Annotated in this window: 28 protein-coding genes and 1 tRNA gene; 21 read left to right on the top strand and 8 right to left on the bottom strand. The window is 38.8% G+C overall.

The annotated features are described in order from the left end of the window. The 17 genes from HMPREF3263_RS04895 (at nucleotide 1) to HMPREF3263_RS04820 (ending at nucleotide 10,908) form a co-directional block, all read left to right on the top strand. Nucleotides 1-1,227, top strand: coding sequence for a phage portal protein (locus tag HMPREF3263_RS04895; protein WP_005698537.1), 1,227 nt, complete (start codon nucleotides 1-3; stop codon nucleotides 1,225-1,227). Continuing rightward, complete coding sequence (locus HMPREF3263_RS04890) at nucleotides 1,220-1,561, top strand: phage head closure protein (protein ID WP_032804104.1); 342 nt, start codon at nucleotides 1,220-1,222, stop codon at nucleotides 1,559-1,561. The genes HMPREF3263_RS04895 and HMPREF3263_RS04890 overlap by 8 nt, the downstream gene beginning before the upstream one ends. Continuing rightward, nucleotides 1,548-1,859 (top strand): head-tail connector protein, encoded by a 312-nt coding sequence (locus HMPREF3263_RS04885; RefSeq protein WP_005698464.1) that lies wholly within the window; start codon nucleotides 1,548-1,550, stop codon nucleotides 1,857-1,859. Before HMPREF3263_RS04890 ends, HMPREF3263_RS04885 begins: the two co-directional genes overlap by 14 nt. A 16-nt stretch (nucleotides 1,860-1,875) precedes the next feature. Next, nucleotides 1,876-2,235 (top strand): HNH endonuclease signature motif containing protein, encoded by a 360-nt coding sequence (locus HMPREF3263_RS10580; RefSeq protein ID WP_032804102.1) that lies wholly within the window; start codon nucleotides 1,876-1,878, stop codon nucleotides 2,233-2,235. A gap of 104 nt (nucleotides 2,236-2,339) precedes the next feature. Further along, complete coding sequence (locus tag HMPREF3263_RS04880; protein ID WP_005698535.1) at nucleotides 2,340-2,708, top strand: phage terminase small subunit P27 family; 369 nt, start codon at nucleotides 2,340-2,342, stop codon at nucleotides 2,706-2,708. 7 nt (nucleotides 2,709-2,715) lie between these two features. Beyond that, complete coding sequence (locus HMPREF3263_RS04875) at nucleotides 2,716-4,383, top strand: terminase large subunit (protein ID WP_070853040.1); 1,668 nt, start codon at nucleotides 2,716-2,718, stop codon at nucleotides 4,381-4,383. Continuing rightward, entirely contained in the window at nucleotides 4,380-4,667 is a 288-nt protein-coding gene (locus tag HMPREF3263_RS04870) for a hypothetical protein (RefSeq protein ID WP_081279069.1), read from the top strand. Before HMPREF3263_RS04875 ends, HMPREF3263_RS04870 begins: the two co-directional genes overlap by 4 nt. 239 nt (nucleotides 4,668-4,906) lie before the next feature. Then, nucleotides 4,907-5,290 carry a hypothetical protein gene (locus tag HMPREF3263_RS04865; protein ID WP_065243200.1) on the top strand — a complete coding sequence of 128 codons (384 nt, stop codon included), beginning with the start codon at nucleotides 4,907-4,909 and terminating at the stop codon, nucleotides 5,288-5,290. A 98-nt stretch (nucleotides 5,291-5,388) separates the two neighbouring features. Then, nucleotides 5,389-6,351: a hypothetical protein gene (locus tag HMPREF3263_RS04860; protein ID WP_065243201.1), complete on the top strand. Its 963-nt coding sequence runs from the start codon at nucleotides 5,389-5,391 to the stop codon at nucleotides 6,349-6,351. A gap of 187 nt (nucleotides 6,352-6,538) precedes the next feature. Beyond that, nucleotides 6,539-6,742, top strand: a complete 204-nt coding sequence (locus tag HMPREF3263_RS04855; RefSeq protein WP_065243202.1) for a helix-turn-helix transcriptional regulator — start codon at nucleotides 6,539-6,541, stop codon at nucleotides 6,740-6,742. Nucleotides 6,743-6,753: 11 nt separating this feature from the next. After that, nucleotides 6,754-7,065, top strand: coding sequence for a hypothetical protein (locus tag HMPREF3263_RS04850; protein ID WP_005633836.1), 312 nt, complete (start codon nucleotides 6,754-6,756; stop codon nucleotides 7,063-7,065). Further along, nucleotides 7,031-7,777 carry a host cell division inhibitor Icd-like protein gene (locus HMPREF3263_RS04845; RefSeq protein WP_255308516.1) on the top strand — a complete coding sequence of 249 codons (747 nt, stop codon included), beginning with the start codon at nucleotides 7,031-7,033 and terminating at the stop codon, nucleotides 7,775-7,777. Before HMPREF3263_RS04850 ends, HMPREF3263_RS04845 begins: the two co-directional genes overlap by 35 nt. Further along, nucleotides 7,770-8,024, top strand: coding sequence for a hypothetical protein (locus HMPREF3263_RS04840; protein ID WP_065243204.1), 255 nt, complete (start codon nucleotides 7,770-7,772; stop codon nucleotides 8,022-8,024). Before HMPREF3263_RS04845 ends, HMPREF3263_RS04840 begins: the two co-directional genes overlap by 8 nt. Next, nucleotides 8,014-8,220 (top strand): hypothetical protein, encoded by a 207-nt coding sequence (locus tag HMPREF3263_RS04835; RefSeq protein WP_065243205.1) that lies wholly within the window; start codon nucleotides 8,014-8,016, stop codon nucleotides 8,218-8,220. The genes HMPREF3263_RS04840 and HMPREF3263_RS04835 overlap by 11 nt, the downstream gene beginning before the upstream one ends. After that, nucleotides 8,207-8,710, top strand: a complete 504-nt coding sequence (locus HMPREF3263_RS04830) for a hypothetical protein (protein WP_065243206.1) — start codon at nucleotides 8,207-8,209, stop codon at nucleotides 8,708-8,710. Before HMPREF3263_RS04835 ends, HMPREF3263_RS04830 begins: the two co-directional genes overlap by 14 nt. A 1-nt stretch (nucleotide 8,711) precedes the next feature. Further along, nucleotides 8,712-9,155 carry a hypothetical protein gene (locus tag HMPREF3263_RS04825; RefSeq protein WP_065243207.1) on the top strand — a complete coding sequence of 148 codons (444 nt, stop codon included), beginning with the start codon at nucleotides 8,712-8,714 and terminating at the stop codon, nucleotides 9,153-9,155. Continuing rightward, complete coding sequence (locus tag HMPREF3263_RS04820; RefSeq protein WP_065243208.1) at nucleotides 9,139-10,908, top strand: DNA primase family protein; 1,770 nt, start codon at nucleotides 9,139-9,141, stop codon at nucleotides 10,906-10,908. Before HMPREF3263_RS04825 ends, HMPREF3263_RS04820 begins: the two co-directional genes overlap by 17 nt. A gap of 171 nt (nucleotides 10,909-11,079) precedes the next feature. On the opposite strand, the gene HMPREF3263_RS04815 is transcribed toward HMPREF3263_RS04820, so the two are convergent. After that, a complete protein-coding gene (locus HMPREF3263_RS04815; protein ID WP_065243209.1) occupies nucleotides 11,080-12,297 on the bottom strand; it encodes a tyrosine-type recombinase/integrase in 1,218 nt (405 codons plus the stop codon). A gap of 191 nt (nucleotides 12,298-12,488) precedes the next feature. Continuing rightward, nucleotides 12,489-12,565, bottom strand: a tRNA-Val gene (locus HMPREF3263_RS04810). A gap of 227 nt (nucleotides 12,566-12,792) precedes the next feature. On the opposite strand from HMPREF3263_RS04810, the gene pyk reads away from it, so the two are divergent. The 4 genes from pyk to pgi all read left to right on the top strand — a co-directional run bounded on the left by pyk (nucleotide 12,793) and on the right by pgi (nucleotide 18,597). Beyond that, nucleotides 12,793-14,229 (top strand): pyruvate kinase, encoded by a 1,437-nt coding sequence (gene pyk, locus HMPREF3263_RS04805; RefSeq protein WP_049376243.1) that lies wholly within the window; start codon nucleotides 12,793-12,795, stop codon nucleotides 14,227-14,229. Nucleotides 14,230-14,378: 149 nt separating this feature from the next. Next, nucleotides 14,379-15,785, top strand: coding sequence for a replicative DNA helicase (locus tag HMPREF3263_RS04800; protein ID WP_005695940.1), 1,407 nt, complete (start codon nucleotides 14,379-14,381; stop codon nucleotides 15,783-15,785). 23 nt (nucleotides 15,786-15,808) lie between these two features. Further along, nucleotides 15,809-16,891 (top strand): alanine racemase, encoded by a 1,083-nt coding sequence (gene alr, locus HMPREF3263_RS04795; RefSeq protein WP_049376242.1) that lies wholly within the window; start codon nucleotides 15,809-15,811, stop codon nucleotides 16,889-16,891. Between the two features lie 56 nt (nucleotides 16,892-16,947). Continuing rightward, on the top strand, nucleotides 16,948-18,597 hold the full coding sequence (pgi, locus tag HMPREF3263_RS04790; protein WP_070853039.1) for a glucose-6-phosphate isomerase: 1,650 nt from the start codon (nucleotides 16,948-16,950) through the stop codon (nucleotides 18,595-18,597). A 48-nt stretch (nucleotides 18,598-18,645) separates the two neighbouring features. Here pgi and HMPREF3263_RS04785 read toward each other — a convergent pair whose 3' ends face one another. The 6 genes from HMPREF3263_RS04785 to tyrS form a co-directional block, all read right to left on the bottom strand. Continuing rightward, complete coding sequence (locus HMPREF3263_RS04785) at nucleotides 18,646-19,824, bottom strand: MFS transporter (protein WP_365991697.1); 1,179 nt, start codon at nucleotides 19,822-19,824, stop codon at nucleotides 18,646-18,648. A 63-nt stretch (nucleotides 19,825-19,887) separates the two neighbouring features. Next, nucleotides 19,888-20,505 (bottom strand): dual specificity protein phosphatase family protein, encoded by a 618-nt coding sequence (locus HMPREF3263_RS04780; RefSeq protein ID WP_065243215.1) that lies wholly within the window; start codon nucleotides 20,503-20,505, stop codon nucleotides 19,888-19,890. A gap of 9 nt (nucleotides 20,506-20,514) precedes the next feature. Further along, complete coding sequence (locus HMPREF3263_RS04775; protein WP_070853038.1) at nucleotides 20,515-21,969, bottom strand: glycoside hydrolase family 32 protein; 1,455 nt, start codon at nucleotides 21,967-21,969, stop codon at nucleotides 20,515-20,517. A 9-nt stretch (nucleotides 21,970-21,978) separates the two neighbouring features. Beyond that, entirely contained in the window at nucleotides 21,979-22,590 is a 612-nt protein-coding gene (locus HMPREF3263_RS04770; protein ID WP_070853037.1) for a glutathione S-transferase N-terminal domain-containing protein, read from the bottom strand. Between the two features lie 58 nt (nucleotides 22,591-22,648). After that, nucleotides 22,649-23,575, bottom strand: a complete 927-nt coding sequence (locus tag HMPREF3263_RS04765; RefSeq protein WP_065243218.1) for an aminoimidazole riboside kinase — start codon at nucleotides 23,573-23,575, stop codon at nucleotides 22,649-22,651. 75 nt (nucleotides 23,576-23,650) lie between these two features. Continuing rightward, complete coding sequence (tyrS, locus tag HMPREF3263_RS04760) at nucleotides 23,651-24,838, bottom strand: tyrosine--tRNA ligase (protein ID WP_049366921.1); 1,188 nt, start codon at nucleotides 24,836-24,838, stop codon at nucleotides 23,651-23,653. Nucleotides 24,839-25,025: the final 187 nt, after the last annotated feature.

Raw genomic sequence — 25,025 nt, 5'->3', positions numbered from 1 at the left:
ATGTGGAATCCTTTTAGACGAAAAGAGCAACGCAGCGAACCAATCACTATTGATGAATTCCTATCTTACATGGGCGTAAATAATACAGGCGCGGGCGAATATGTCAGCCCACAAACGGCAGAGGCTCTACCAGCGGTTATGAACGCCGTAACAGTGATTGCCGAGGCGGTAGCATCTATGCCTTGTTATCTGTACGCACTGAAAGAAGATGGCCGCGAAAGAATCTACCGTCATCCGGTTGAATATCTTTTAAATGAAATGCCTAACCGAAATCAAACGCCTTACCAGTTCAAATATACGATGATGCGCCATTGTTTGCTAACTGGTAATGCTTACGCAGTGATTGAGTGGAATAACAAGGGCGAGCCTGTAAGCCTTACACCTTACCAGCCGAGCGAAGTAAATATCTTCCGTAAAGTAACAGGCGAACATATTTACCAAGTAACGGACTTAAACGGAGTAACTAGAAACTACCTTCAAGATGAAATGTTACACCTACGCCATAGTTCCCTTGATGGATTTATGGGGCGTTCACCTGTGACAGTTTGCCGTGAAACGATTGGACTAGGTTTAGCACAACAACGACACGGCGCATCAATTATGAAAAACGGATTGATGGCAAGCGGATTAATCTCAACGGCTGAATGGTTAGACGATGCGAAAGCACAGAAAGCAGTGAAAGCCTTAGAGCGTTACAAAGGCGCGAAGAACGCGGGCAAAACACCAATCCTTGAAGGCTCAATGGAATACAAACAATTAGGCATGACAAACCAAGATGCCGAATGGTTACAAAGTCGAACCTTCACAATTTCCGATATAGCCCGAATCTACAACATAAGCCCGATTTTTCTACAAGACTATTCAAATAGTAGTTATGCGAATTTCAGTGAGGCTAGTAGAGCGTTCTTATCACAAACCTTGCGCCCATGGCTGACTAACTTTGAACAACAGCTTAAAGATGCCTTAATGATTGACTTAACGAGCAGTAGCAAGAAACGGCACTTAATCGAATTTGACACAAGCGACTTACTCCGCACCAGTCAAAACGAACGTTTCAATAGCTATGATGTGGCGATTAAAGCGGGCGTAATGTCACCTAATGAAGTGCGCAGACGTGAAGGCTTGCCGCCTTATGCTGGCGGTGATGAATTCAGCCAAGCATGGAAACAAACCGTAGAAGTTAAACGCAATGACAGCGTAAACGAAAACGAGGTGAACGATGCCTAGAATGATTAGAGCCGGTAAATATAACAAGGCGATAAGTTTACAAAAACAAGTAAACGAAACTAATGATTATGGCGGATTTGTAAGTAAGTGGAAAACCGTTGCGAATATACGCGCAGCGGTTGAACCGTTACAGGGTAGAGAGTTCTTTGCTAGCGCAAGCGTAACGAATGAAAACATTGTGCGAATCCGTATTAGATACGGAACGAATGTGGATAACACAATGCGCGTGAAATACGGTAATCGCAACTTAGAAATAACCAGCATCATTGATAGCAAGGAATCACACAGGGAATTACAACTTATTTGTAAAGAGGTAACCAATGGAAAAAACTGATTTAACGCTTGAAGAAATTAAGCAGCATTTAAACGTAGATCATGATTTAGATGATGACTTAATCGAGAGCTATAAGGTAGCAGCCTTTGAAGTATGCCAAAAGCATATAGGCAAAACCTTTGGTAGTGAAGAAACAGAAAACACCGTTCCTTTTACCCCAGCTATAAAAGTGGGCTGTTTAATGTATATCGGGCATTTATACAGTAACCGAGAAATAACAACGGATGCCCCTCAAACGCTTATCCCTATGACTGTTAAATCTCTATGGGATGTTTACCGTGAGCCTTGCGCTTACTAAGAATTTAGTAACCGATATGCCATATCAACCATTAAGACGATGTAGCTATCCTAACTGTAAAAACAAAGTTAAGTTCGGTAGATGCGAAGAACATAAGCCCAAAGACACAAGAGCCAGCAGTAGCGCGCGAGGATATGACCATAAGTGGAGCAAGTACCGCGCGCAATACTTACGCTTTCATCCGCTTTGTGTAATGTGTTTGGAGAAAGGAATCTACACACCAGCAACGGTAATAGACCACATTAAGCCAGTAGAGAACGGACAGGCAGACCCTCTATTCTGGGTTGAATCTAATCATCAAGCTTTATGCCGAAATTGTCACAGTTACAAAACACGAGTAATAGACCAACGCGGATATGGAGCGAAAAAAGAATGATTAGACGGGTGGGGGGAGTTTAAAAAAGAAAGGCTCAAGCCGTCAGAACCGCCCTCCCAACTCAATTTTTACGCAAGGCAATTTTTTTGAAAATAAGGAAATGTATGAGTAAGAGAAGAAACTATAAAACCCCTGATTTTTTAGATGGTATCGCTAAAACCCAATGGAAAAGCCGAATTAAACAACTTTCAGAGCGTGGCGATATTAAGGCAGAAGATTTAACGAACCTTGAAATTTATTGCGAAAACTACGCAATTTGGCGTCATTCCGTAGCAGATTTAGCCAAAAATGGCTTCATTATTGTTAATAGTCAAGGCACTCAATCAAGAAATCCAGCTTTGTCAGCGAAAGCAGATGCCGAAAAGGTGATGATTAAGATGTCATCATTGCTAGGTTTCGACCCTGTAAGCCGCAGAAAAAATCCTATTGAAGTAGATGAAAACGATATCTTAGATGAAATCCTAACTATGTAGGCGAAATATGGAAATATGGCAAGCATACGCAGAGAAAATCAAATCGGGTGAGTTAGTGGCTTGTAAGAAGATAAAACAAGCCGTAGAGCGTTATTTTAACGATTTAAACAATCCCGATTATTTCTTTGATGATGGAGCAGTTAATAAGTTTTTAGCTTTCTCGAAACTATGCCCGCACGTTAAAGGACACTTACGCGGACAGCCTATTATTCTTTCAGATTGGCAAGTCTTTCTCTTTGCCAACATTCTAGGCTTTAAGCGTAAAGACACAGGATTAAGAAAATATCGCTCCGCTTACATTCAAGTGGCAAGAAAAAACGCTAAATCAACTGTGGCAGCCGTTTTGGCCAATTGGTTTTTGGTGATGGAAGGCGGCCAGCAAGACATTTACACGGCAGCCGTGAGTCGAGACCAAGCCCGAATCGTTTTTGATGATGCGCGTCAAATGTGCTTACTTTCGCCTTTACTAAAAAAACGGCTCAATATTCAACAGCACAAACTCATCAACCCTAAGAACAATAGCATCATGCGACCATTGGCCGCTAAATCCTCAACCATTGAAGGCACAAATCCTAGTTTAGCGATTGTTGATGAATATCACCTACACACAGATAACAGCGTATATAGCGCATTAGAGCTAGGACAAGGCGCACGCCCTGAAGGTTTACTCTTTGCCATTACAACAGCGGGAAGTAACGTTATTTCAGCCTGTAAACAGCATTATGATTATTGCGCTCAAATCCTTGAAGGAAATGAGCAGAATGAAAGCCTATTTGTGTTGATTTTTGAGTTAGACGAAGAAAGCGAAATCGACAATCAAGAGAACTGGATAAAAGCAAATCCAAATATAGGTAAATCCATTCCTTACCTTGATTTTGAGAACACAATCAAGAAGGCTAGGGGTATTCCTTCCGAATGGGTAGAAATGCTAACCAAGCGTTTTAATGTATGGTGTCAAGGCTCTACGCCGTGGCTAGGTGATGGAAACTGGGTGCAATGCGAACGGCAGTACACGGAAAGCGATTTACTTCATCAAGATTGCTATTTAGGGCTAGATTTATCAAGCACCAATGACTTAACAAGCCTTTGTTATACATTCCCGCACGGAAACAAAGTTAGATTGCTTACACGGCACTACATTCCCGAATTTCAGCTTAACAACGTGGCAAATAAAAACCGCGCAATGTATCGAAACTGGGTGCGCAGTGGTTGGCTAATAGCAACGGAAGGCGATTGTATCGACTACGACAAAATCAGAGACGATATTCTGAAAGATGCCGAACGTTTCAATATCAAGATGACAGGCTTTGATGTGTGGAACGCAACCCATTTACGCACGCAATTACAAGCGGCGGGGCTTGAAGTAGAACCATTCCCGCAAACATACCAACGATTTAGCCCAGTGGCGAAAAGTGCGGAAGTTTTAATAAACAGACAGATGATAGAACACAATGGCGATCCGGTGCTTGCGTGGGCTTTATCAAATGTAGTTATGGAAACTGATGCGAACGCCAACATTAAACCGAACAAGAAGAAAGCAGCAAACAAAATAGACCCCGCCGTAGCGTTCCTGATGTCTTTCGGAATTTATCAACTTGAATACGGTGATTTAATTTTCGAACTATCAGACGAACACAAACAGGCACTAGAAGAATTTAACGGATTGGATATATGATTAGATGTAAAGAGGCAAAACAGAACTTACTAATAGCAGCGGTGAAACACTATAAGAAATCTACCGCACTTTTCACTTTTATTAGCTTGTATGATGATTATGAACCATATCCACTGGACGAAGTTATCTACATTCTTCAATGTAAATGCGATGCAGCAAAACGAGAAATAAACAACAGACCAAATAGCCCCAATATGGAAGTGTTAGAAACAATTTATCATATCGCGCACAAAAATCTTGAAGATATGAAAAAGGCAGAAAGAAGAATTGCGAAAAGAAGATAAAATAAATCCCTACGTTTCACAACGTGGGGATTTTTTATACGTGACTACATCGCACGAACATATTATCAAATTGCTAAATTCTTAAAATTTTCCCTAAAAAATGCTTTAGGGTACGTACTACAAATTTGTAGCAAAGTTATTATAATCTAAGCGCAAAAATAAGAAATAAACGTAGCTTACCGTATCTAAACTTTGATAAAATAGAACAAGAAATAAACAGGGAAAACAAGGAGGAAAGTATGATTAAATCCGTTTTATCCGCATTTGGTTTATTTGTATTTTCTGCTTTAGATTTTTTGTTGTTTTTAGCCATATTGCTTTTTGTTGGCTTGTTGGTTTTCATCTTTTGGCCAATATTAAAATGGCCTTTACTAGCTTTTCTAATAGGTGCTATTGCCTTCTTTTGTTATCTAATATACAAGATAAAAGAGAAACCAAAACCGCTAGAACAAGACGAAATATTATCTAGCTGGGCGGAACAGGAATTACAACGCCCTATCATTCAACGGATTTTACAAAAACAAGAGGAAAATAAACCGTTCATTAGCGGAACAATAACGCATATTGGAAATGACGGAAAAGAAACTCGATTAGGCAATATCACTATCAATTTAAAGGGATAATTAATCAAATAAAGCGCATCTAGGCTGATCCCCGAAAGCAAGAAACCTTATCTTGTTGGTGCGCTCCTATCATAAGGGCAAATGCGAAAGGGGCGTTTATGGGATTGTTACCACTAGATTTTTACTCTTTAACTCAAGCAGTTGATTTTATTAATCAAAAAACAAATTCGATAATAAAAGAAAATCTATTGTATTCCTATGCTATGGAAGGAAAGATTAGATTTTTATTGAATATTGAAATTAAAGATAATCAATTAGTAAAAATTGGCAGAATGGATACTGAAGGTTTTTTCCTATATGAAGATTCTGAAGTTTATTTCAAAGAGGAAGTGATAGAGTACGAATATCAAAATATATTATCTTTGGAAGATAAGCTATCAAAGATGGAAATAACTTCTGATGAAATTCTTGAGGATAACGGAGGATTGTACTTATCATATAATAAAGAAAATAAAATTAATGAATACAAAGGCTATATAGTTTTACATCCAGAATTATTGGATGTGTTTTGTGAGAAATCATTACCACAGCACTCATTAAGAAATACAAATTATTTGATGTTGGACGAATTTAATGTTCAAAACCCTTTAGAGGCTGATATCTTTAATTCATTTAATTTTAAAATGGAATATCCTTCATATAATGAAGATAATCAGTTGTATATGAAGCATACTTTTCGTATAAATTTTAGTGACATCAAAATATCCTATGATGATTTGATCAAACTTACGCCATCTGGTCACCCTTTAAGATGTGATGATTTAGAGCAAGAAATCAAAAAATTAAAATCAGAGCTTGAGGAAAAGCAAAAGATAATAGACTCTCTTAGTTTAACAAACCAAAGCGGCCGAATAAGTTCTCCACAAAAGCAACTGTTCGCTTTATTGGTTAAAAAATGTTATCCAAAACTTGATAGCAGAAATAAGTTATTTGATGTTATCAACGCAGATCTAAAAGAATCAGGAATTAGAAATACCAATATCGCAGCAGACACTTTTTACAAGTTAATTGATGAATCAAACGACATTATAAAAGCAATTTTCCCACCTAAAAAATCATAGTTTCCTATAAAAGCCTCTTAGTCTTTCGATTTAAGGGGCTTTTTCTTTCGATTTAAGCAATCATTTCTTATTAAGAAGTTAAGCCTTTGAATTAAAAGTGTTTTATTCTTAACATTCCTATCGTTCGAACAACTCAACGGAATAGAACGCTATTCCACAGTGTTAAACAAACGATAGGTATTTTCTTATGAATCCAAATTTAAACCCTCAACAAAAACTAATCTCCGGTGAAATCGCTTGCCATATTGTTGGCTTTGGCCGCACCAAACTCAACTTGCTTGTAAAAGCCAAGAAATTCCCACAACCAATCCGCTTTTCAAAAAACTTTGTCCGTTGGGATTTAGAAGAAGTAAATGCGTGGATTGAAGAACAAAAAGCCGCACGTGCTTAAGGTGGTGGAAGATGAACGAAGCAAGAAAACCAACACAATTCTTAAAAGTGTTACACCGTTTAATTCTTTCTAGCATTAGCGGCATTGATGGTTATTCAATGGGCATGACGTCAGCACGTAACTATATCAGTGAACTTGAACGCAATCATTTAACCGGCAAAGTGAAACGTACAACCGAAAAGACTGCGGATGGAATGGGGCAATATTACCGCTATGAAATCGCAGATGCTGAACAGTTAAAACAGGTGATTGCCATTTACAAGGCTAAGGGAGGTGAGCTTACTGCGCATGAAGAACAGCAAGCCTACTTTCGATTCCGTTAAAAGAAAAACGCCGCAAGGCTATCCAATGCGGCGTTTAAACCTTCTAAAGGTAATTTTTATCAATACGTTAAGGTCATTTAAAAATATGGAAATAATCACCATGAATTTAAATCATAAACATTTTAATCAATATGAAATATTTTTCAAGCTATTTTTGCTTGAAATCGCTTTACAAACCACAGTTAATTTTGGCATCATGAACAAGCAATCAGAAAAAGTGATTGCCAGCCGTGGAAAGCTGAACTATCTAACTTTGGCGAACGACAGCACGCCACAGAACCGTGCTTTTTTTGTTCGTAACATTCGCACACCAAAAGAATATGCGGATTTTGTTTTACATATAAATCCAATCATTCTCTCAATGGTAGAGCGTAATAAGCCGTCTATGACGGGCTGTCTTCCAAAGTTGGCAGTTTTCCACCTTGTTACGTTCTACCGCCCGACCGTGGAAAGTTTAGCGGTAGTTCCTGAAAATATAACTTTGGAACTTACGCAAATGTATCAATTCATCTTCGCGGCTATTCGCCGTACTGATTTATCAAATCACCTTCAAAAAATCCGTATTAACGCTGATAGCGAACGCAACGCACGCGCTAAGCTTGCCCGTGAGTTCGTCTTAGTGCTTGCTGGAAGAATCAATCTTCAATCAGACCGCACTTTATCAGCAAATACTTTCCATTCAATCTCTTTCGCGGAGGTGGCTCATGATTAACAAAATTCCTACACATTGCGCTATTCAAATGACCAAAGTGGGCAAAATTCATAGTTCTATCCATAAAGCAAAAGCGATTTTGGCATTAATTCGGAACGATGGCGGGGATATGGATTTAGACGGCTTTTATACAAGTGAAGAAATTATCAAAACCGCCTTATCCGTGATTGATGATTATTTAGAACAAGCAGAGCAATCATCAACAGTAGATTTTTATTCCACGAAAGGGGAAGAAAATGAGAACTAAAAAAATCAAATCATTCAAAGAGCCATACGTACCGACACCAGAGCAGTTAGAGAAAGCCTGTAAACGTATTAAACAATTCTTAGCCTTCGCTGAAGATTATCTACACACAGGACACTATAAAGGACTAGCAGCATCAATCGAGCAAATTAAGAAAGCAGCAACAATTAGAAAGGTGGCAAGAAATGAAACCAAATAACCCTATGGAACAGCTAAAACAATGGAAAGCGGCAAGTAATAAAAATTTAGTAAGCAGTGGCGAAAAACGCCACCAGTTACAAAAAATGCCACCGGTGGCGAAAAGTGCCACTGGTAATGAAGAACAGAAAGTTGAAAAAAGAAAAGGTAAGCTGTTTTTTAATCCATTGGCTTTGAAGTATTCCCAAATTTCACGTCAATTCCAACTAATACAGGATAGCAACAAACGATGTCTTGAAGTTTATCCAGGTGATTTTCATCACAAGATCAAGTTTCGTGATGAAATAGTGGATTTAATGAATAAATTGGCTGGTGGTGGAAATTTGCTTAACGCATTGGCCAAAGACGGCAATCTATCCCGAGAAGATACGGCCAAATTGAAATATTTCAATCAAGCTAATAAATATCTGCTCTATAAGTTTAGCGAGGTGGTGGAACAAATAGGCGCTTTAAACTCTGAACGAGCTGAACAACAAAAGTGGAGTAAGTAAGATGAATATGAATGAAAAATTAGACTACTCAAATTTAAGTGCGGTCGAATTGAAAGCGATTATGCTTTGTCAGATGAATTGTGAAAAGAAAGAGGGGGAGGCTCTTTATTTGCCTTTACCTTATCTGGGTGAAACAATCGTAACGTTAGCAGAAATTTTTGAGAGTTATCCTTCTGAAAAACTCTATGTGTTACGAAATCTACACGATGAACTGTTAGCGGCTAATAAACATTTATTACAACTAGCACCTAATCCGCCTTCACTTAATCCGGAAGAAATAGTCGCAAGTTTAACTAACGATGAAATTATTGATGGATTGCTGAAAAATAGCATAGTCATTTCTTTAGTTGAAACTCTTACATACTTCCAAAAAGTAGTCGCTGACCGCATTAATGATATTGAAAACGGAGTACTTAAAGGGGTGAACAATGGCTCGATTAATTAATGCTCCGCATCTTGCGGATCAACCGCATGAACCTTATTCCGATTTATTTGTGTTAGCTGGCTCTAAAGCATGGCAAGCATGGGGAAAAGGTAAAGGGGAAGAATGGCTTTTATTGTGTTCGTTGGTGGATGGTCTAGAAAGTAATCAGAAACCAGTTATTCTAGGTGAAAATCAACTTGATAATATTTCTTCAACACGTATAGCTAAGGAAGATCAGCAGTTAGTGAAGATTGCTCAATATGGCGAATTAAAACAGGAAGAAATTACCGCAATTTGTCAGAATTTAGCAAAAAACACTTCGGCTAGAGAAGTGAAGCTCATTGATGCAGCCGCGCAATTAAAAGAGGATTTAAGCTCTTACATTCAACTCTTGCGAACCGATAAAAAGACCGCTGATTTAGCAACGCAATTAGCACTGCCTGAAAAAGTAAAAGAAAATGACGGAGTCAATAAGAAAGCGCGAGCTTTGACTAAGTCGTTAGAAATGGATTTGGCATTAAACCCAAGAAATCGGGAGCTTTATAACTATGACGGCATAGGCTGGCAAATGGTGGAGAAATATGAGTTCTTGGATAAAGTAGTTGCTTTCTTTGAAGAACAGGACTTTGGATATAGCGCACGTTCTATAGAAGGTATTATTGATACGATAAAAATTCAAGTTCCCAAAATGGGAGTACAGACACAAGAATTGATCGCTTTCAATAATGGAACTTTAAACCGCACTACGTTAGAGTTCTTGCCCCATTATAGGGAAAACTGGCTAACATCGTATATTCCGCATGATTATCTAAATTCAGCGCAAAATACGCCACATTTTGACAAATGGTTAGACTTCGTAAGCGGTGGTAAGGAAAGTAAAAAGAACGCTATTCTAGCAGCCTTGTACGTTATTTTAACTAATCGCAACGACTGGCAATTATTCTTTGAAGTAACAGGCGATGGTGGTAGTGGAAAATCTGTTTTTGCTAATATTGCCACGTTATTAGCTGGTGAGCAGAACACAGAAAGCGGGCGGTTAGTAGATTTAGATGAACCACGCGGGCGGGAAAGTTTTGTAGGCAAGACTTTGCTAATTTGCCCTGAACAATCGCGTTATGGTGGTGATGGTGGTGGATTGAAAAGTATCACAGGTGGTGATCCTGTGAATATTGACCCAAAACACCGCAGTAAATTTAAAGCAGTTATTCCAGCAGTAGTCTTAATCGTTAATAATGAGGCAACTAGATTTACAGAGCGTAGCGGTGGAATTGAGCGAAGAAGGGTGATCTTTCACTTTGACAAAGTAGTACCTGAAAACGAGCGAGATCCTAATTTCATGGATAAGATTGAGGGGGAAGTAGGGGGGATCATTTACAAACTAATACATACCTTTGAACAACCTGAAACGGCTAAGGCCGCTTTAAAAGAGCAACAAACAAGTGATGAGGCTTTGGAAATAAAAAGCGAATCCGACCATATCACCGAATTTTGCGGATATTTCTATACTGCGCCACAGAATGACGGCTTGTATATAGGAAATGCCAATCTAGAAGGTAAGGCAAGAACGCATCTTTATCCGGCATACTTAGCCTTTTCGAGAGCGAGCGGCATTACAAATACCCTTACTTTGAGAAACTTCTCAAATTCATTAAAGCAAGGATTTGCGCAACATAAAAATAAATTTGAGTTCTCTAAGATTAAGGGAAAATATGGATATCGCTCCAATGTTCACTTCAAAAACTATGATGAGTTCCAAAACGAGTTCAATTCATAAACTAGGGAAATGGGGCGAAAGCCCCTTTTTTATGCTTTTCTCTTAGAAGGTGAACAATTAGGGTGAACAATAATGTTCACCTATTCACCCATAACTATATGAAATAAAAGGTTAAATTGGCAAGGTGAACAGGTGAACCAATTTTTGTAATATTTTTTACACGCCGCTCATTCACACGTTTTCTTTTTCGCATTGCTCCACAAAATCACTCCATAATTGCATCACAGGGCGGCGGAGTTCTACATAATCGTAACGGTTATACGCCTGACTTGTTTTATTCCCAATGCTATGAGCAAGACAACTTTCAGCAATACGGAAATCAACTTGCTGATCTTCTAAAAACGTTCTAGCTATCGATCTCAATCCGTGAGCATCTTGAATCCCTTTGTAACCTATTTTTCTCAATGCGTTAGCAATTAGTTCTTTACTAGCTGATTGGTTAGGCTTGTGATAGTGAGAAAATACGAATTTGTCATCGCCTGTTATAGGTTTCAATTCTTCTAAAATCTTAAGCATTAAAGATGAAAGCGGAACAATGTGAGGAAATTGCCCTTGTCTTGTTTTTTTCATTTTAATTGCTGGAATAATCCATAGTTTCTTATCGAAATCAATTTCAGACCATTCAACAGAAACCGCCTCAGCTGGACGAACCATGGAAAGTAATTGCCATCGGAACAAAACCTTTGTTAGATGATCTCTACTTGAATTTTTGAAGTCTTGTAATAGTTTCGGTAGTTCTTCCGGTTTGATTGCCGGGTGATGTTTTTGAGACTCTTTATGGTAAGCATCAGATGCTTTCAAGCAAGAATTAAACGAAATAAATCCTATTGTTACCGCATAATTTAAAATCTGATTAGCGAGGTTTAATAAACGGTGCAGCGTATCATTGAAACCTTTTTCATTTAATGGCCGAACAGTTTTAATCAATAAAGGGGAAGTAATCTGATCGATAGGGTAATTCCCAAGAGTAGGGAATAGATAGTTTTCTAATCTTGCCCAATTCTTTTCCATTGTCATAGGCTCAATTTCTTTACTTCTTTTTTCTTTCCAAAGTAAAGCGACTTTATAGAAAGTATTTTCGTTCTGAGCGTTTTTGATAAGTTCTTGTTCTTTTATGTATTCTTGCGGATCGATACTTTGAGCGAGTAGGGCGCGATATTCTTCGCGTTTTTGACGAGCTTGCGCAAGTGTTATAGCTGGATAAGTTCCAATAGTAAAAGATGTGCGCTTATTTGTTACTGGGTGATAATAATTAAAAATCCAAGCCTTAGCACCAGTAGGCTTAATACGTAAAAAAAGACCGTTACCATCACTTAGATTGTATTCTTTATCCTTTGTTTTCGCCTTATCTACTTCGGTATTTGTGAGCGGTTTAGTAACACGAGGCATCATTTTTCCTTAGTTTTAGTAACAAGATTTTTTGAAGTTTATCACCTTGTTACTAAACTTGTTACTAAAAAGTGCGGTTAAAGACAATTAAATCCGATTAGTGACGATAAGTGAAAGGGCTGAGAAGCCTTGAAAATACTAGGAAAAACAAAACCCCGCGAGTAGTTTCACGGGGCTGTGTTTAGGGTAAATGGTGCGACTAGCTGGACTCGAACCAGTGACCCCCACCATGTCAAGGTGGTGCTCTAACCAACTGAGCTATAGTCGCGTAAAAGATGTGGCAGATGATAAACAGTTTTAATGATGAAAACAAGGGGATTTGTTTTAAGTTAAATTTAGCTGCTAAAAAAATAACCAAAATTTGTTGCAAAAACTCTCAGTGCTTGTTTTGATTTTGCGGTGGTTTAAGCGTATAATGCGCGACGGTTTTTATCTCGGATGAGCCGAAATTAAAAAAGCTTTTTTTAAATTGTAACTATTTGTGGAGTTTAGATAATGTCTAAAAAATTAAGAAGAACAAAGATTGTATGTACAATGGGTCCTGCAACAGACCGCGATAATAATCTTGAAAAAATTATCGCAGCAGGCGCGAACGTTGTGCGTATGAACTTTTCTCACGGTACACCAGACGATCATATCAGCCGTGCTGAGCGTGTTCGTTCAATCGCGAAAAAATTAGGTAAAACCGTGGCAATTTTAGGTGATTTACAAGGTCCTAAAATTCGTGTTTCTACTTTTAAAGATGGCAAAATTTTCTTAAATGTTGGCGATAAATTTATTCTTGATGCGGAATTACCAAAAGGTGAGGGTAATCAAGAAGCAGTTGGTTTAGACTATAAAACTCTTCCACAAGACGTTGTTCCTGGCGATATTCTTTTATTAGATGACGGCCGTGTTCAATTAAAAGTGCTTTCTACTGAAGGTGCAAAAGTATTTACTGAAGTGACAGTTGGTGGTCCATTATCAAACAATAAAGGGATCAATAAATTAGGCGGTGGTTTATCTGCAGACGCATTAACTGAAAAAGATAAAGCAGATATCATCACAGCTGCACGTATTGGTGTAGATTACTTAGCTGTATCTTTCCCTCGTTCAAGTGCAGATTTAAACTATGCGCGTGAATTAGCAAAACAAGCAGGTTTAGACGCGAAAATCGTTGCTAAAGTTGAACGTGCTGAAACAGTCGTTGATGAAGCAGCAATGGATGATATCATCCTCGCTTCTGATGTAATTATGGTTGCGCGTGGTGACTTAGGTGTTGAAATTGGTGACCCAGAATTGGTTGGCGTACAGAAAAAATTAATTCGTCGTTCACGTCAATTAAATCGTGCGGTTATTACTGCAACTCAAATGATGGAGTCAATGATCAGCAACCCAATGCCAACTCGTGCAGAAGTGATGGACGTGGCAAATGCGGTATTAGATGGTACTGACGCAGTAATGCTTTCAGCAGAAACTGCTGCAGGTCAATATCCAGCTGAAACTGTGGCGACAATGGCTCGCGTATGTTTAGGTGCAGAAAAAATGCCAAGCATCAATATTTCTAAACACCGTTTAGATCGTGAATTCAGAGATATTGAAGAATCTGTAGCGATGTCAGCAATGTACGCAGCAAACCACTTAAGCGGTATTGCAGCAATCATTACCTTAAGCCACTCTGGTCGTACGCCACTATTAATGTCACGTATCAGCTCAGGTTTACCAATCTTTGCACTTTCTCGTGTTCAAGAAACATTAAACCGTTGCGCATTATACCGCGGTGTCACACCAGTTCATTTTGATGGTGAATCTCGTAGCGCTGCAGGTGCAAAAGCAGCCATTAACCTATTAAAAGAAAAAGGTTATTTAGTTTCAGGTGATCTTGTTTTATTAACACAAGGTGATGAATCAGAAGGTACAACTAACGTTTGTCGTACTTTAACGGTTGAATAATCAACATTCTTAAATAAAAAAGAGCGGTGGATTTTTCCACCGTTTTTTTATGTCTAAAATCCTGAAAATATTGACCGCACTTTTTTCTTAAAACCACCTCGTATTTGCGGTATCATAAGCACAGTTTTTTAGTTTAAATTGAAATCCTTATGGCATCACAACGACAAATCCAATCTTCCGATCAGAAAACTGAACAAGTTAGCATCCCACCTCATTCCACTGAAGCAGAACAAGCCGTTCTTGGCGGTATTATGTTGAGCAATCAGCATTGGGATGGCATTGCTGAAAGAGTCATTGCTGAGGATTTTTATACTTTTGCGCATAAGGCGATCTTCCAAACCATGGAAGAATTAATGCGTAACCAAACGCCAATTGATTTGATTACCCTCGATCAAGCCCTTAAAGCCAAAGGTATCAGTGATTCCGTAGGCGGTTTTGCTTATTTAGCGGATCTTTCTAATAACACCCCAAATGCCATTAATATTTTGGCTTATGCAGAGATCGTACGTGAAAAAGCGATTTTGCGTGAGCTTATTGCCGTAGGGAATCGTATTGCAGAAAACAGTTATTCGCCCAAAGGCAAAGACATCAAGATGGTGTTGGATGAAGCCGAAAGAGAAGTGTTTGCGATCGCTGAAAAACGAAGTTCTTCAACAGAAGGACCTCAAAATGTGCTTAGCGTATTGGAAAGCACCATTGCTCGAATTGAAACCTTAGGTAAGCTTGAAAATCATAATGGTGTGACAGGGGTCACAACGGGCTTTGTTGAGTTAGATAAGAAAACAGCTGGTTTACAGCCTTCCGATCTCATCATTGTGGCTGCACGTCCTTCCATGGGTAAAACCACGTTTGCAATGAACCTTTGTGAAAATGCGGCCATGGCAAGTGATAAGCCTGTATTGGTATTCAGTTTAGAGATGCCTGCTGAGCAAATTATGATGCGTATGATTGCCTCTCTCGCTCGCGTGGACCAAACCAAAATTCGTACTGGCCAAAACTTGGAAGAAGCGGAATGGAGCAAAATTGCCAGCGTGTTTGGGATGTTTAAGCAAAAAAATAATCTTTATATCGATGATTCATCGGGTTTAACTCCAACAGAATTGCGTTCTCGCGCACGTCGTGTGTATCGCGAAAATGGTGGATTGAGCATGATTATGGTGGACTACCTTCAATTAATGCGCGCACCCGCATTTTCAGATAACCGTACCTTAGAGATTGCTGAGATTTCTCGTTCTTTAAAAGCATTAGCGAAAGAATTAGAAGTCCCGGTTATTGCACTTTCCCAGCTTAACCGTACGTTGGAACAACGTGCAGATAAACGTCCGGTAAACTCAGACTTGCGTGAATCAGGCTCTATCGAGCAGGATGCTGACTTGATTATGTTTATTTATCGTGACGAAGTGTATAACGATAATTCTGAAGATAAAGGTGTTGCTGAAATCATTATTGGTAAACAACGTAACGGTCCGATTGGTCGTGTACGTTTAGCATTTAATGGTCAATTCTCACGCTTTGATAACCTTGCCGAACAGCGTGAATACAGAGATGATTATTAGGCAAGAGATAACGGATTAGAAAAATGAACGTAAAACCGGCAACAGCGAAAATCAGTTCGCTTGCCTTAAAACATAATTTACAAGTTATTAAAGAAAAAGCGCCACATAGCAAAATTATTGCGGTAGTAAAAGCAAACGCATATGGTCATGGTGTGGTATTTGTTTCCTCTGCTTTAGAAAGCATGGTAGATTGCTTTGCAGTGGCACGTTTAGAAGAGGCGTTATCGTTACGCTCTAACGGTATTATTAAACCGATCTTATTGCTAGAAGGTTTTTTTGATGAAAAAGATTTACCCATTATTGCGGTAAATAACATCGAAACGGTGGTACATAACCGTGAACAGCTTGAAGCATTAAAACGAGCTGTGGTACCAAGTCCAATCAAAGTCTGGTTGAAGATTGATACCGGTATGCACCGTTTAGGTGTGTCACTTGATGAAGTGGATTATTTTTATCAAGAGCTGAAAAAACTCCCTCAAATTCAACCGCACTTAGGTTTTGTCAGCCATTTTAGCCGTGCTGATGAACTAGATTCTGATTATACGCAAGTTCAGCTTGATCGTTTCCTTCAGGCGACAAAAGATAAAGGTGGAGAAAGAACCATTGCCGCATCGGGCGGGATTTTATTTTGGCCTGAAGCACATTTAGATTGTATTCGACCAGGGATTATTATGTACGGCATTTCACCAACGGATACTGTCGGTGCAGAATTTGGTTTAACTCCCGTGATGAACTTAACTTCTTCATTGCTTGCGGTGCGCGAACATAAAAAAGGTGAACCTGTTGGCTATGGTGGCATTTGGACCAGTCCAAAAAATACTAAAATTGGTGTCGTTGCGATTGGTTATGGTGATGGCTATCCGCGTGATGTGCCAGAAGGTACGCCAGTTTATCTAAACGGTCGAATTGTTCCTATTGTCGGTCGTGTCTCAATGGATATGCTCACGGTCGATTTAGGCGCAGATAGCCAAGATAAAGTGGGTGATGAAGTGATTTTATGGGGTAAGGAATTACCAATTGAAACAGTAGCTAAATACAGTGGTATTTTAAGCTATGAATTGATTACAAAATTAACGCCTCGTGTTATAACAGAATATGTTGATTAGTTGTTTTTGCAAGAAAGCCAAAATACAGAAAATTTAATTTTTAAAAGGAAATATTCATGAAAAACGTCAATCCAACCAATACACAAGCGTGGAAAGCCCTTGAAGCTCACCAATCTCAATTGGCTCATACCACGATTACTGATTTGTTCAAGCAAGAAGAAAATCGTTTTAACGATTATTCTTTAACTTTTGAAAATCAAATCTTAGTGGATTTTTCAAAAAATAAAATTAATCAAGAAACCCTCAAATTGCTTCGTCAATTAGCTAAAGAATCTGCATTAGATGAAGCAATTAATGCTATGTTTACAGGTGAGAAAATTAATCGTACAGAAAATCGAGCCGTATTACATACCGCACTTCGTAACCGTTCAAATACACCTGTCTATGTAGATGGCAAAGATGTGATGCCAGAAGTGAATGCAGTATTAGCGAAAATGAGCGCGTTCTGTGATCGTGTGATTTCAGGTGAGTGGAAAGGTTATACCGGAAAAGCAATTACTGATGTAGTGAATATCGGTATCGGTGGTTCGGACTTAGGCCCTTATATGGTGACCGAAGCGCTTCGTCCTTATAAAAACCACTTGAACATGCACTTTGTTTCAAACGTAGATGGTACACATATCGCTGAAACGTTGAAAAAAGTAAATCCTGAAACGACACTTTTCTTAGTGGCGTCTAAAACCTTTACCACACAAGAAACCATGACCAATGCGAATTCTGCACGTGATTGGTTATTAGCGGCAGCAAAAGATAATAGCGCGGTGGCAAAACACTTCGCAGCGCTTTCGACCAATGGTAAAGCGGTAGCGGAATTTGGTATTGATACTAACAATATGTTTGAGTTCTGGGATTGGGTTGGTGGCCGTTATTCTTTATGGTCTGCAATCGGTCTTTCTATCGCACTTTCAATCGGCTTTGATAATTTTGAAGCGTTATTAAGTGGTGCACATGAAATGGATAAACATTTCCGTACTGCGCCATTAGAAAAAAATATCCCTGCAACATTAGCGTTAGTAGGCTTATGGAATACCAACTTCCTTGGTGCACAAACTGAAGCAATTTTACCTTATGACCAATATTTACACCGTTTTGCGGCTTATTTCCAACAAGGTAACATGGAATCAAACGGTAAATATGTCGATCGTAATGGCAATGTTATTCGTGATTATCAAACCGGCCCAATTATTTGGGGCGAACCAGGTACAAACGGTCAACATGCGTTCTACCAATTGATTCACCAAGGTACGATGTTAATCCCTTGTGACTTTATCGCGCCGGCACAAAGTCATAATCCATTAGGTGATCACCACAGCAAATTGTTATCAAACTTCTTTGCACAAACTGAAGCACTTGCTTTCGGTAAAACCAAAGAAGAAGTCGAAGCCGAGTTTGTGAAAGCGGGTAAATCGTTGGATGAGGTAAAAGACATTGTGCCATTCAAAGTCTTTACCGGTAACAAACCGACCAACTCTATTTTAGTGCAAAAAATTACACCATTTGTTCTTGGCGCATTAATTGCGATGTATGAACACAAAATTTTTACACAAGGTGTGATTTTCAATATCTTCAGTTTTGACCAATGGGGCGTGGAATTAGGTAAACAACTAGCGAACCGAATTCTTCCTGAATTGGCAGACAAAGAGAATGTTTCAAGCCATGATAGCTCAACCAATGGATTGATTAATCAATTCAAAGCATGGCGATAATATAAAGTAAAAAGTGCGGTCAAAATTGACCGCACTTTTTTATTTTCATTAAACTGATTTGACTTTCCACATACAGCCTACGCTGATAAAAATTAGTGCTACAGCAACATAAAAAACAGAGTTGTAATGCCAAATTTCTGCAATAATACCCGCAATAGGTCCTCCGATAATCCAACTGCTTTTTGCGGCATTACTAAATAAGGTAGTGGCAGTGCCCATTTTAGTCGGCATTAAGTCTTGGAAATACACCATGCCAATCGTAGCGGTAATACCGATAAAAATTGCGTTAAGCATTTGTAATCCGATAAGCTGCCAAGTTTGCTCTGCGAATAATAAACTTGAATAGAAGGCGAGGCCTGAAATTAAAGCAATCATCATCAAGTGTTTTTTACTGAAATATTTGGTGAGATAACCCGCAAATATCATCACAGGAATTTCCAATCCCGCAGCCGTCCCCATTAATGTTCCTGCCAGTTCTTTGTTTAAATGTAATTCATTAATCACAAATAATGGCATATTAATGAGATACATGCTGTTACAGGTCCAAAGTAATAGGTTAGCGATGAACAAGTAAATCACACTTTTTCTTGGTGGCGTATTGTCTAAAATCTCTTGATTTTTAACCGCACTTTGACGAGGAATTTTCGGCAATAATTTGCTGACGCCTGCACATAGTAAAAAGGCAGAACCTGCCACCAAATACATGTAATCAAAGCCCCAGTTTAACGCAATGAAAAAAGAAAGCGGTGGCCCAACAATCCAAGCCAATGAGATTTGAGTTCGCATAATTGTGGTGAACATCACCGCTTCACGATGACTGCTTTCAGCATATTCTCGCGCTAAAGCAAAAGATTGCGGATTGGCAGATGAACCTAGCCCTAATAGCGTTGTGCCGATAATAATCAACACATAATAATTTCGGCTATAAGCAAAAATCAGACAGCCAAGCACAGCAATCAAACAGCAAACAATCATCACTTTGCGACGGTCATCTTGCTTATCAGAATATTTTGCGAGAATTTGGCTCAAGATAATGCCAATAATGGCATTGACTGAATAGAACAAGCCCACAAAAAAAGGTGAAACTTGAATCTCTTGAGAGAGATATAAACTCAAGGTCGGCGTTTGAAAGGCAGAGGCAATCCCCGTTAAAAAGGCGATCAATAGAAAATTGAAGGCTACAAGATTAGATGGTGTTGCATTTTGTTGTTGAACAAACATAGTCATTACTTAATAAAAGAACATAGTTGGAAATAAAAGTGCGGTTAATTTTAACCGCACTTTCATGTTTTATTTTGTTGCGTTAGAACGTTTATCTAATTCAGCTTTGATCTTAGCCATATTTTCTTGCGTGAAGAAATTATCAATATTTTTCCAAACAGAATGATAGCCGTAAGGGCCTTGTTGCATTTCACGTTTGGCTTCATTGAGATCCCAATTTTGATAAATCACACGGTAGCTTGCAACAATTAAGCCAGTTCTGTCAGCGCCATGATAACAATGCACTAACACCGCACCATTTTTTTGGTGTTGCTTGATTTGCCACAGAATATCAGCTACTTCATCAGGGCTGATTGACCAAGTCAGTAATGGGGTATTAATCAAGTTGATCTTAGTATGACCAAATGCTTGTTTATCATCATTACGGTCAAAAAAGCGTAAATTCACAATCGTGTGAATATTCAACTTATTTAATAATGTTTCAGATTGCGGCTCTAATTGCTCACTACGGTAAAATTTATTATCAATCTGATATAAATTTTCCTGTTCGCTGATTAGCGTTGCCCAATGTTCTGTATTTTTTGGCGGTTCACTTGGTGTTGTCGTACAGGCGACTAATGAAAAAGCCGTTAAAGCAAAAAGGACATTTTTGCTCATCTTGTATAAATTGAAATGAGTTTGTTTCATAAAAACCTTTTAAATATATTGAATAGCCGGTAAATAACCGATCATTAAATCTAACGGGCGATTGCTGGTTATTGTATTCTCTCTGTTCACAATGAAAAATCTTGATGTCATAACTTTTTTACCGTGATTCAAGAAAATTTCAATAATTGAGCGATCAAAGAAAATTTCAACAGTCTGCAGATTTTCAATTTCGCAGAAACGTTTCGTATTGAATTTTTCCATTAATTCCGTTTGTTCGCTTTGACTGCGATCTAAGCAAATCAAGCCATTTTCATAAGATAGGCGCAGTGATTGTCCTTTTTTATTTTGGAAGAAGGTTAAGTCAAAGGCTTGGTTATTTATTTCAAATTTAAGATACGCACGATCTAAATTAGCAATATCCGCTTTTCCATTGAGATGAAACGCTGAAAGTGCGGTCAGATTTTCGCATATTTTAGCAATCGGACGTTGATAAATTTTCGTCCCTTCTAAACGCAATTCTCTTGGCAAGGTTAAAGCTGAATGCCATTTAAATTTATCTGTTGGGTAAGTTAAATCTGGCAAACCAATCCAACCGAAAAGCACAGCATAAGCTTGATTATCTAAGCCAGCAAATGTTTGTGGTGCATAGAAATCAAAGCCCTGATCTAATTCGCCGATATATTCTGCTTCAAAGGTTAAATCCGTTAATTTGCCCACAGCATAAGTCGCATGATAATTATTTTGGAATTGATGAGCTTCTCGAGCTTTACCTTGTGGCGACCAAATAAATACATCTTTATCACCGATCTTCAATAGGTCAGGGCATTCCCACATAAACACGTTTTTATTGTCAAAAGCAGGCAAGGAAAGCTCGCCTAATAAACGAGGCGTATCTTCAAGATTATCCATTTCAAAAATAATGGCTGTTCCTGTGAGGTTTTCTCGCTGAGCACCACAGATAAAACGGATTTTTCCGTTTTCAGTAAAATACGGTTTAGGATCACGAACATGCTCTGTATAACCTTCAGGCGCATTTTCAATTAACGGACGTTTGCTAAGCAATTTCCCATTAAGATTGAAAATTGCTAAATTTTGATAAGGCACGCGTTGATTATCACTTGGTCGACGAGTATTGCCGGTATAGAATATGGCCAATTTGTCACCAACTTTCAAAGCGCCACCAGAATAACAGCCGTGAGACTCAAAAAGCTCGCAAGGAATCAGATCATCTGCTGATTGATAATGTTGGAAATCTTTCGTGATTAAATGCTTCCAATGTTTCATCCCGTGAATGGCATCGAATGGAAACCATTGGTAGAACAGATGATACTTTTCACCATCAAAGATCAAACCATTCGGATCATTCATTAAGCCAGTTGGTGGGGCAATATGATAGTGCGGTCGAAAATCTTTGTCTTTTTGCACGGTTTCAGCAATTTCTGCGAGCTCGCCTTTTTCTGCGGCTAGAATGCTTTTGTATTTGCCATTATTGAAAATAATCATAATTCAATCTTATTTTGGTAAGGTATTTCTTAAGCAATCATAGCGTTGATTCATTGCTTCAGCCCATGTTTTTAATGATTTGATGGTTTCATGTTGTGACGCATGAGTCCAAGCATCGCGAAATAATAGAAAATCAATTGCACACACGGTATTCAATGTGCCGATATTTAATTCTTCACCAAAACTATCAATGGCTTTTTTTAGTTCAATTAAGCTTCGCTCAGTGCGGTCAAAAATTTGCTGATGACGTTCAAGCCACCATTGATCTTGTGGACGAAGGCATTTTTCAGGTGCTACGGATATTTCATTCTCTAAAATACCATCTGCTAAATAATGTAAACGGAGAATTTCCCAACGTGTCTCTTTGTTCCCATAAAGTGAAGGTTGAGTACCGATGTTATCAAGATATTCTGCAATTAGAGAACTATTATAAAGCCACTCACCATTTTCTCGTTGTAATGCAGGTAAACGACCAAGAGGATTGTCTAAATTATGTGGTGAATTCTTATCTAAACCACTTGTCGTGAGAAGTAATTCAACACGATCTTGTAATTGATGATATTGTACTACGGCACGGGCTTTTCTTGCATAAGGGCTAGAGTTGGAATACCAAAGTTTCATAAATATCTCCTAAATTATCTTCATAAATAAAAGGTGCAATAATTTGCACCTTTGCTCCTTAGTTGGCTAGGAAGGCTGCTAATTGTGCTTTATTGGGTAGCGCAGACATCGCCCCTTTTGCTGTCGTAGCAAGGGCACCACAAGCATTAGCTTGACGGATAATTTGCACAAGCACATCATTTTCTTTCCAGTTTGGATGCTGTGAAAGACCTGCAAGCAGACCACCAACGAAGGCATCACCTGCGCCAGTTGTATCAACCGGTTGTAAGGCTTTTCCGGCAATTACATCTTTCTTACCTTTTAAGTGATAGAGCGCGCCATCTTTACCTAGAGTCACTATAATCAATTTTTCAGGATAAAGTGCGGTCACTTTTTCAAAGGCTTTTTCAAGGCTGTCAGTATTGGTTAAAAGCGTTAATTCTTCTTCAGAGAATTTTAATACGTCAGCTAATGCAACGGCTTCCATGACCACGGTTTTCATTTCTTCTAAGCTTGACCAAAGTGATTCACGTAGATTTGGATCAAAAGAGAAGAAACCACCAGCAGCTTTAATACGACGAATTGCTTCAAAGGTGGCTTCGCGAGATGGATTATTAATCAGCGCAATAGAGCAGCAATGTAGCCATTCACCTTGTTGGAAAGGCGGTAAATCGCTTGCTTGTAAGAACTGATCCGCACTTGGGTTTACCATAAAGGTAAAGCTGCGTTCGCCATTATCTAAGCCGACTACAACTGTAGAGGTACGATGTTGCGGATCTAAAATCATATGTTGTGTATTCACATTTTCCGCATTTAAGGTGTCTTGCATAAATTGGCCAAGGGGATCGTTACCTACGCGACCAATAAAGGCACTTGGATTACCTAAACGTGCTACGCCAACAGCCACATTTGCAGGGGCGCCACCGGCACAACGTAAATAATGATTTTCACCGTCAGGAATAAGATCGACAACCGCATCGCCTGTTACCCAGATTTTTTGGCTCATATTATTTTCCTTCTATTGTGGATATCAGTTAAAAAATAACCGCACTTAAAAAGAGCGGTCATTTTCATAGGTGTTTTATGCGATGGTTACGCGTGCAAACTTACGTTTACCGACTTGGTAAACATTCGTGCCTTTTGGTGCATTGGCTTTCATGTCTTCGACTTTTTCGCCATTGATTTTCACACCACCTTGTTTTGCTGAGCGAATCGCTTCAGAAGTAGAAGGAACCAGTCCTGCTTCTTTTAATAAGGTGGCTAAACCAATTTCGCCTTCAAAGGTGAATTCAGGCATTTCATCCGGCATTGCACCCTTTTGGAAACGGTTAATAAATTCTTGTTCAGCCGCCCCTGCCGCTGCTTCATCGTGGAAACGTGCGATGATCTCTTTCGCTAATAAAATCTTCACATCACGTGGGTTTTTACCATTTGCTACTTCTGCTTTTAATTCAGCAATTTCAGTAAGTGGACGGAAAGAAAGTAAGTTGTACCAATCCCACATTAATTCATCAGAGATCGACATGATTTTACCAAACATATCGCTTGGAGCATCTGTCACGCCGATGTAGTTACCTAATGATTTAGACATTTTCTTCTCACCGTCTAAACCAACAAGTAATGGAAGCGTAATCGCTACTTGTGGTTTTTGACCAGCTGATTTTTGTAATTCACGACCAACAAGTAAGTTGAATTTTTGGTCTGTACCGCCAAGTTCAACGTCTGCTTCTAAAGCAACAGAGTCATGGCCTTGTAATAATGGGTAAATAAATTCGTGAATTGCGATAGGTTGGTTGTTACCAAAACGTTTTTTGAAGTCATCGCGTTCTAGCATACGCGCTACGGTGTAGTTACTTGCTAAACGGATCATTCCTTCAGTACCCAATTTACCCAACCATTCAGAGTTGAATACGATTTTCGTTTTTTGTGGGTCTAGAATTTTGTAAATCTGTTCTTTATAGGTTTCCGCATTGCGAAGCACATCTTCGCGGCTAAGCGGTGGGCGAGTGGTATTTTTACCAGATGGGTCACCGACCATACCCGTGAAATCACCGATTAAGAAATAGACTTCGTGGCCTAATTGTTGGAATTGACGGAGTTTGTTTAATACCACGGTATGCCCTAAGTGAATATCCGGAGCAGTAGGGTCTGCACCAAGTTTAATTTTAAGTGGGCGATTTTCTTTCAGTTTTTCGATTAAATCCGCTTCAGAAAGAATCTCATCAGTACCGCGTTTTAGTTCTGCGAGAACGGTATTAATATCAGTCATTCTATTTCCTAATGTTATTTTAATATTAAAGGCTACATTATAGAGAATATGGCTGAAATGAAAAGATTGAGATGAAAAAAAACGCCTATTTGTGGGGAAATAGGCGTGAAGTTGGAGTGATTATCTGTTTGTTTTTGGAATGGCTAGATGATAACTATTATCAAATACCTTGTCAATAACAAAATGC

The sequence above is a fragment of the Haemophilus sp. HMSC61B11 genome (assembly GCF_001838615.1).
In the GTDB taxonomy this organism is placed as follows: domain Bacteria; phylum Pseudomonadota; class Gammaproteobacteria; order Enterobacterales; family Pasteurellaceae; genus Haemophilus_D; species Haemophilus_D parainfluenzae_AD.
This window is presented reverse-complemented; position numbering and strand designations above follow the sequence as displayed.

Excerpts from the sequence above, each read along its gene's own strand:
- HMPREF3263_RS04770 (WP_070853037.1), bottom strand. The coding sequence starts at position 22,590 with ATGAAACTTTGGTATTCCAACTCTAGCCCTTATGCAAGAAAAGCCCGT.
- HMPREF3263_RS04780 (WP_065243215.1), bottom strand. The coding sequence starts at position 20,505 with ATGAAACAAACTCATTTCAATTTATACAAGATGAGCAAAAATGTCCTT.
- HMPREF3263_RS04850 (WP_005633836.1), top strand. The coding sequence starts at position 6,754 with ATGAACGAAGCAAGAAAACCAACACAATTCTTAAAAGTGTTACACCGT.
- pgi (WP_070853039.1), top strand. The coding sequence starts at position 16,948 with ATGAAAAACGTCAATCCAACCAATACACAAGCGTGGAAAGCCCTTGAA.
- pyk (WP_049376243.1), top strand. The coding sequence starts at position 12,793 with ATGTCTAAAAAATTAAGAAGAACAAAGATTGTATGTACAATGGGTCCT.
- alr (WP_049376242.1), top strand. The coding sequence starts at position 15,809 with ATGAACGTAAAACCGGCAACAGCGAAAATCAGTTCGCTTGCCTTAAAA.
- HMPREF3263_RS04840 (WP_065243204.1), top strand. The coding sequence starts at position 7,770 with ATGATTAACAAAATTCCTACACATTGCGCTATTCAAATGACCAAAGTG.
- HMPREF3263_RS04870 (WP_081279069.1), top strand. The coding sequence starts at position 4,380 with ATGATTAGATGTAAAGAGGCAAAACAGAACTTACTAATAGCAGCGGTG.
- HMPREF3263_RS04785 (WP_365991697.1), bottom strand. The coding sequence starts at position 19,824 with ATGACTATGTTTGTTCAACAACAAAATGCAACACCATCTAATCTTGTA.
- HMPREF3263_RS04815 (WP_065243209.1), bottom strand. The coding sequence starts at position 12,297 with ATGCCTCGTGTTACTAAACCGCTCACAAATACCGAAGTAGATAAGGCG.
- HMPREF3263_RS04880 (WP_005698535.1), top strand. The coding sequence starts at position 2,340 with ATGAGTAAGAGAAGAAACTATAAAACCCCTGATTTTTTAGATGGTATC.
- HMPREF3263_RS04765 (WP_065243218.1), bottom strand. The coding sequence starts at position 23,575 with ATGAGCCAAAAAATCTGGGTAACAGGCGATGCGGTTGTCGATCTTATT.
- HMPREF3263_RS04875 (WP_070853040.1), top strand. The coding sequence starts at position 2,716 with ATGGAAATATGGCAAGCATACGCAGAGAAAATCAAATCGGGTGAGTTA.
- HMPREF3263_RS04820 (WP_065243208.1), top strand. The coding sequence starts at position 9,139 with ATGGCTCGATTAATTAATGCTCCGCATCTTGCGGATCAACCGCATGAA.
- HMPREF3263_RS04845 (WP_255308516.1), top strand. The coding sequence starts at position 7,031 with ATGAAGAACAGCAAGCCTACTTTCGATTCCGTTAAAAGAAAAACGCCG.
- HMPREF3263_RS04825 (WP_065243207.1), top strand. The coding sequence starts at position 8,712 with ATGAATATGAATGAAAAATTAGACTACTCAAATTTAAGTGCGGTCGAA.
- HMPREF3263_RS04775 (WP_070853038.1), bottom strand. The coding sequence starts at position 21,969 with ATGATTATTTTCAATAATGGCAAATACAAAAGCATTCTAGCCGCAGAA.
- HMPREF3263_RS10580 (WP_032804102.1), top strand. The coding sequence starts at position 1,876 with ATGCCATATCAACCATTAAGACGATGTAGCTATCCTAACTGTAAAAAC.
- tyrS (WP_049366921.1), bottom strand. The coding sequence starts at position 24,838 with ATGACTGATATTAATACCGTTCTCGCAGAACTAAAACGCGGTACTGAT.
- HMPREF3263_RS04830 (WP_065243206.1), top strand. The coding sequence starts at position 8,207 with ATGAAACCAAATAACCCTATGGAACAGCTAAAACAATGGAAAGCGGCA.
- HMPREF3263_RS04885 (WP_005698464.1), top strand. The coding sequence starts at position 1,548 with ATGGAAAAAACTGATTTAACGCTTGAAGAAATTAAGCAGCATTTAAAC.
- HMPREF3263_RS04895 (WP_005698537.1), top strand. The coding sequence starts at position 1 with ATGTGGAATCCTTTTAGACGAAAAGAGCAACGCAGCGAACCAATCACT.
- HMPREF3263_RS04800 (WP_005695940.1), top strand. The coding sequence starts at position 14,379 with ATGGCATCACAACGACAAATCCAATCTTCCGATCAGAAAACTGAACAA.
- HMPREF3263_RS04855 (WP_065243202.1), top strand. The coding sequence starts at position 6,539 with ATGAATCCAAATTTAAACCCTCAACAAAAACTAATCTCCGGTGAAATC.
- HMPREF3263_RS04865 (WP_065243200.1), top strand. The coding sequence starts at position 4,907 with ATGATTAAATCCGTTTTATCCGCATTTGGTTTATTTGTATTTTCTGCT.
- HMPREF3263_RS04890 (WP_032804104.1), top strand. The coding sequence starts at position 1,220 with ATGCCTAGAATGATTAGAGCCGGTAAATATAACAAGGCGATAAGTTTA.
- HMPREF3263_RS04835 (WP_065243205.1), top strand. The coding sequence starts at position 8,014 with ATGAGAACTAAAAAAATCAAATCATTCAAAGAGCCATACGTACCGACA.
- HMPREF3263_RS04860 (WP_065243201.1), top strand. The coding sequence starts at position 5,389 with ATGGGATTGTTACCACTAGATTTTTACTCTTTAACTCAAGCAGTTGAT.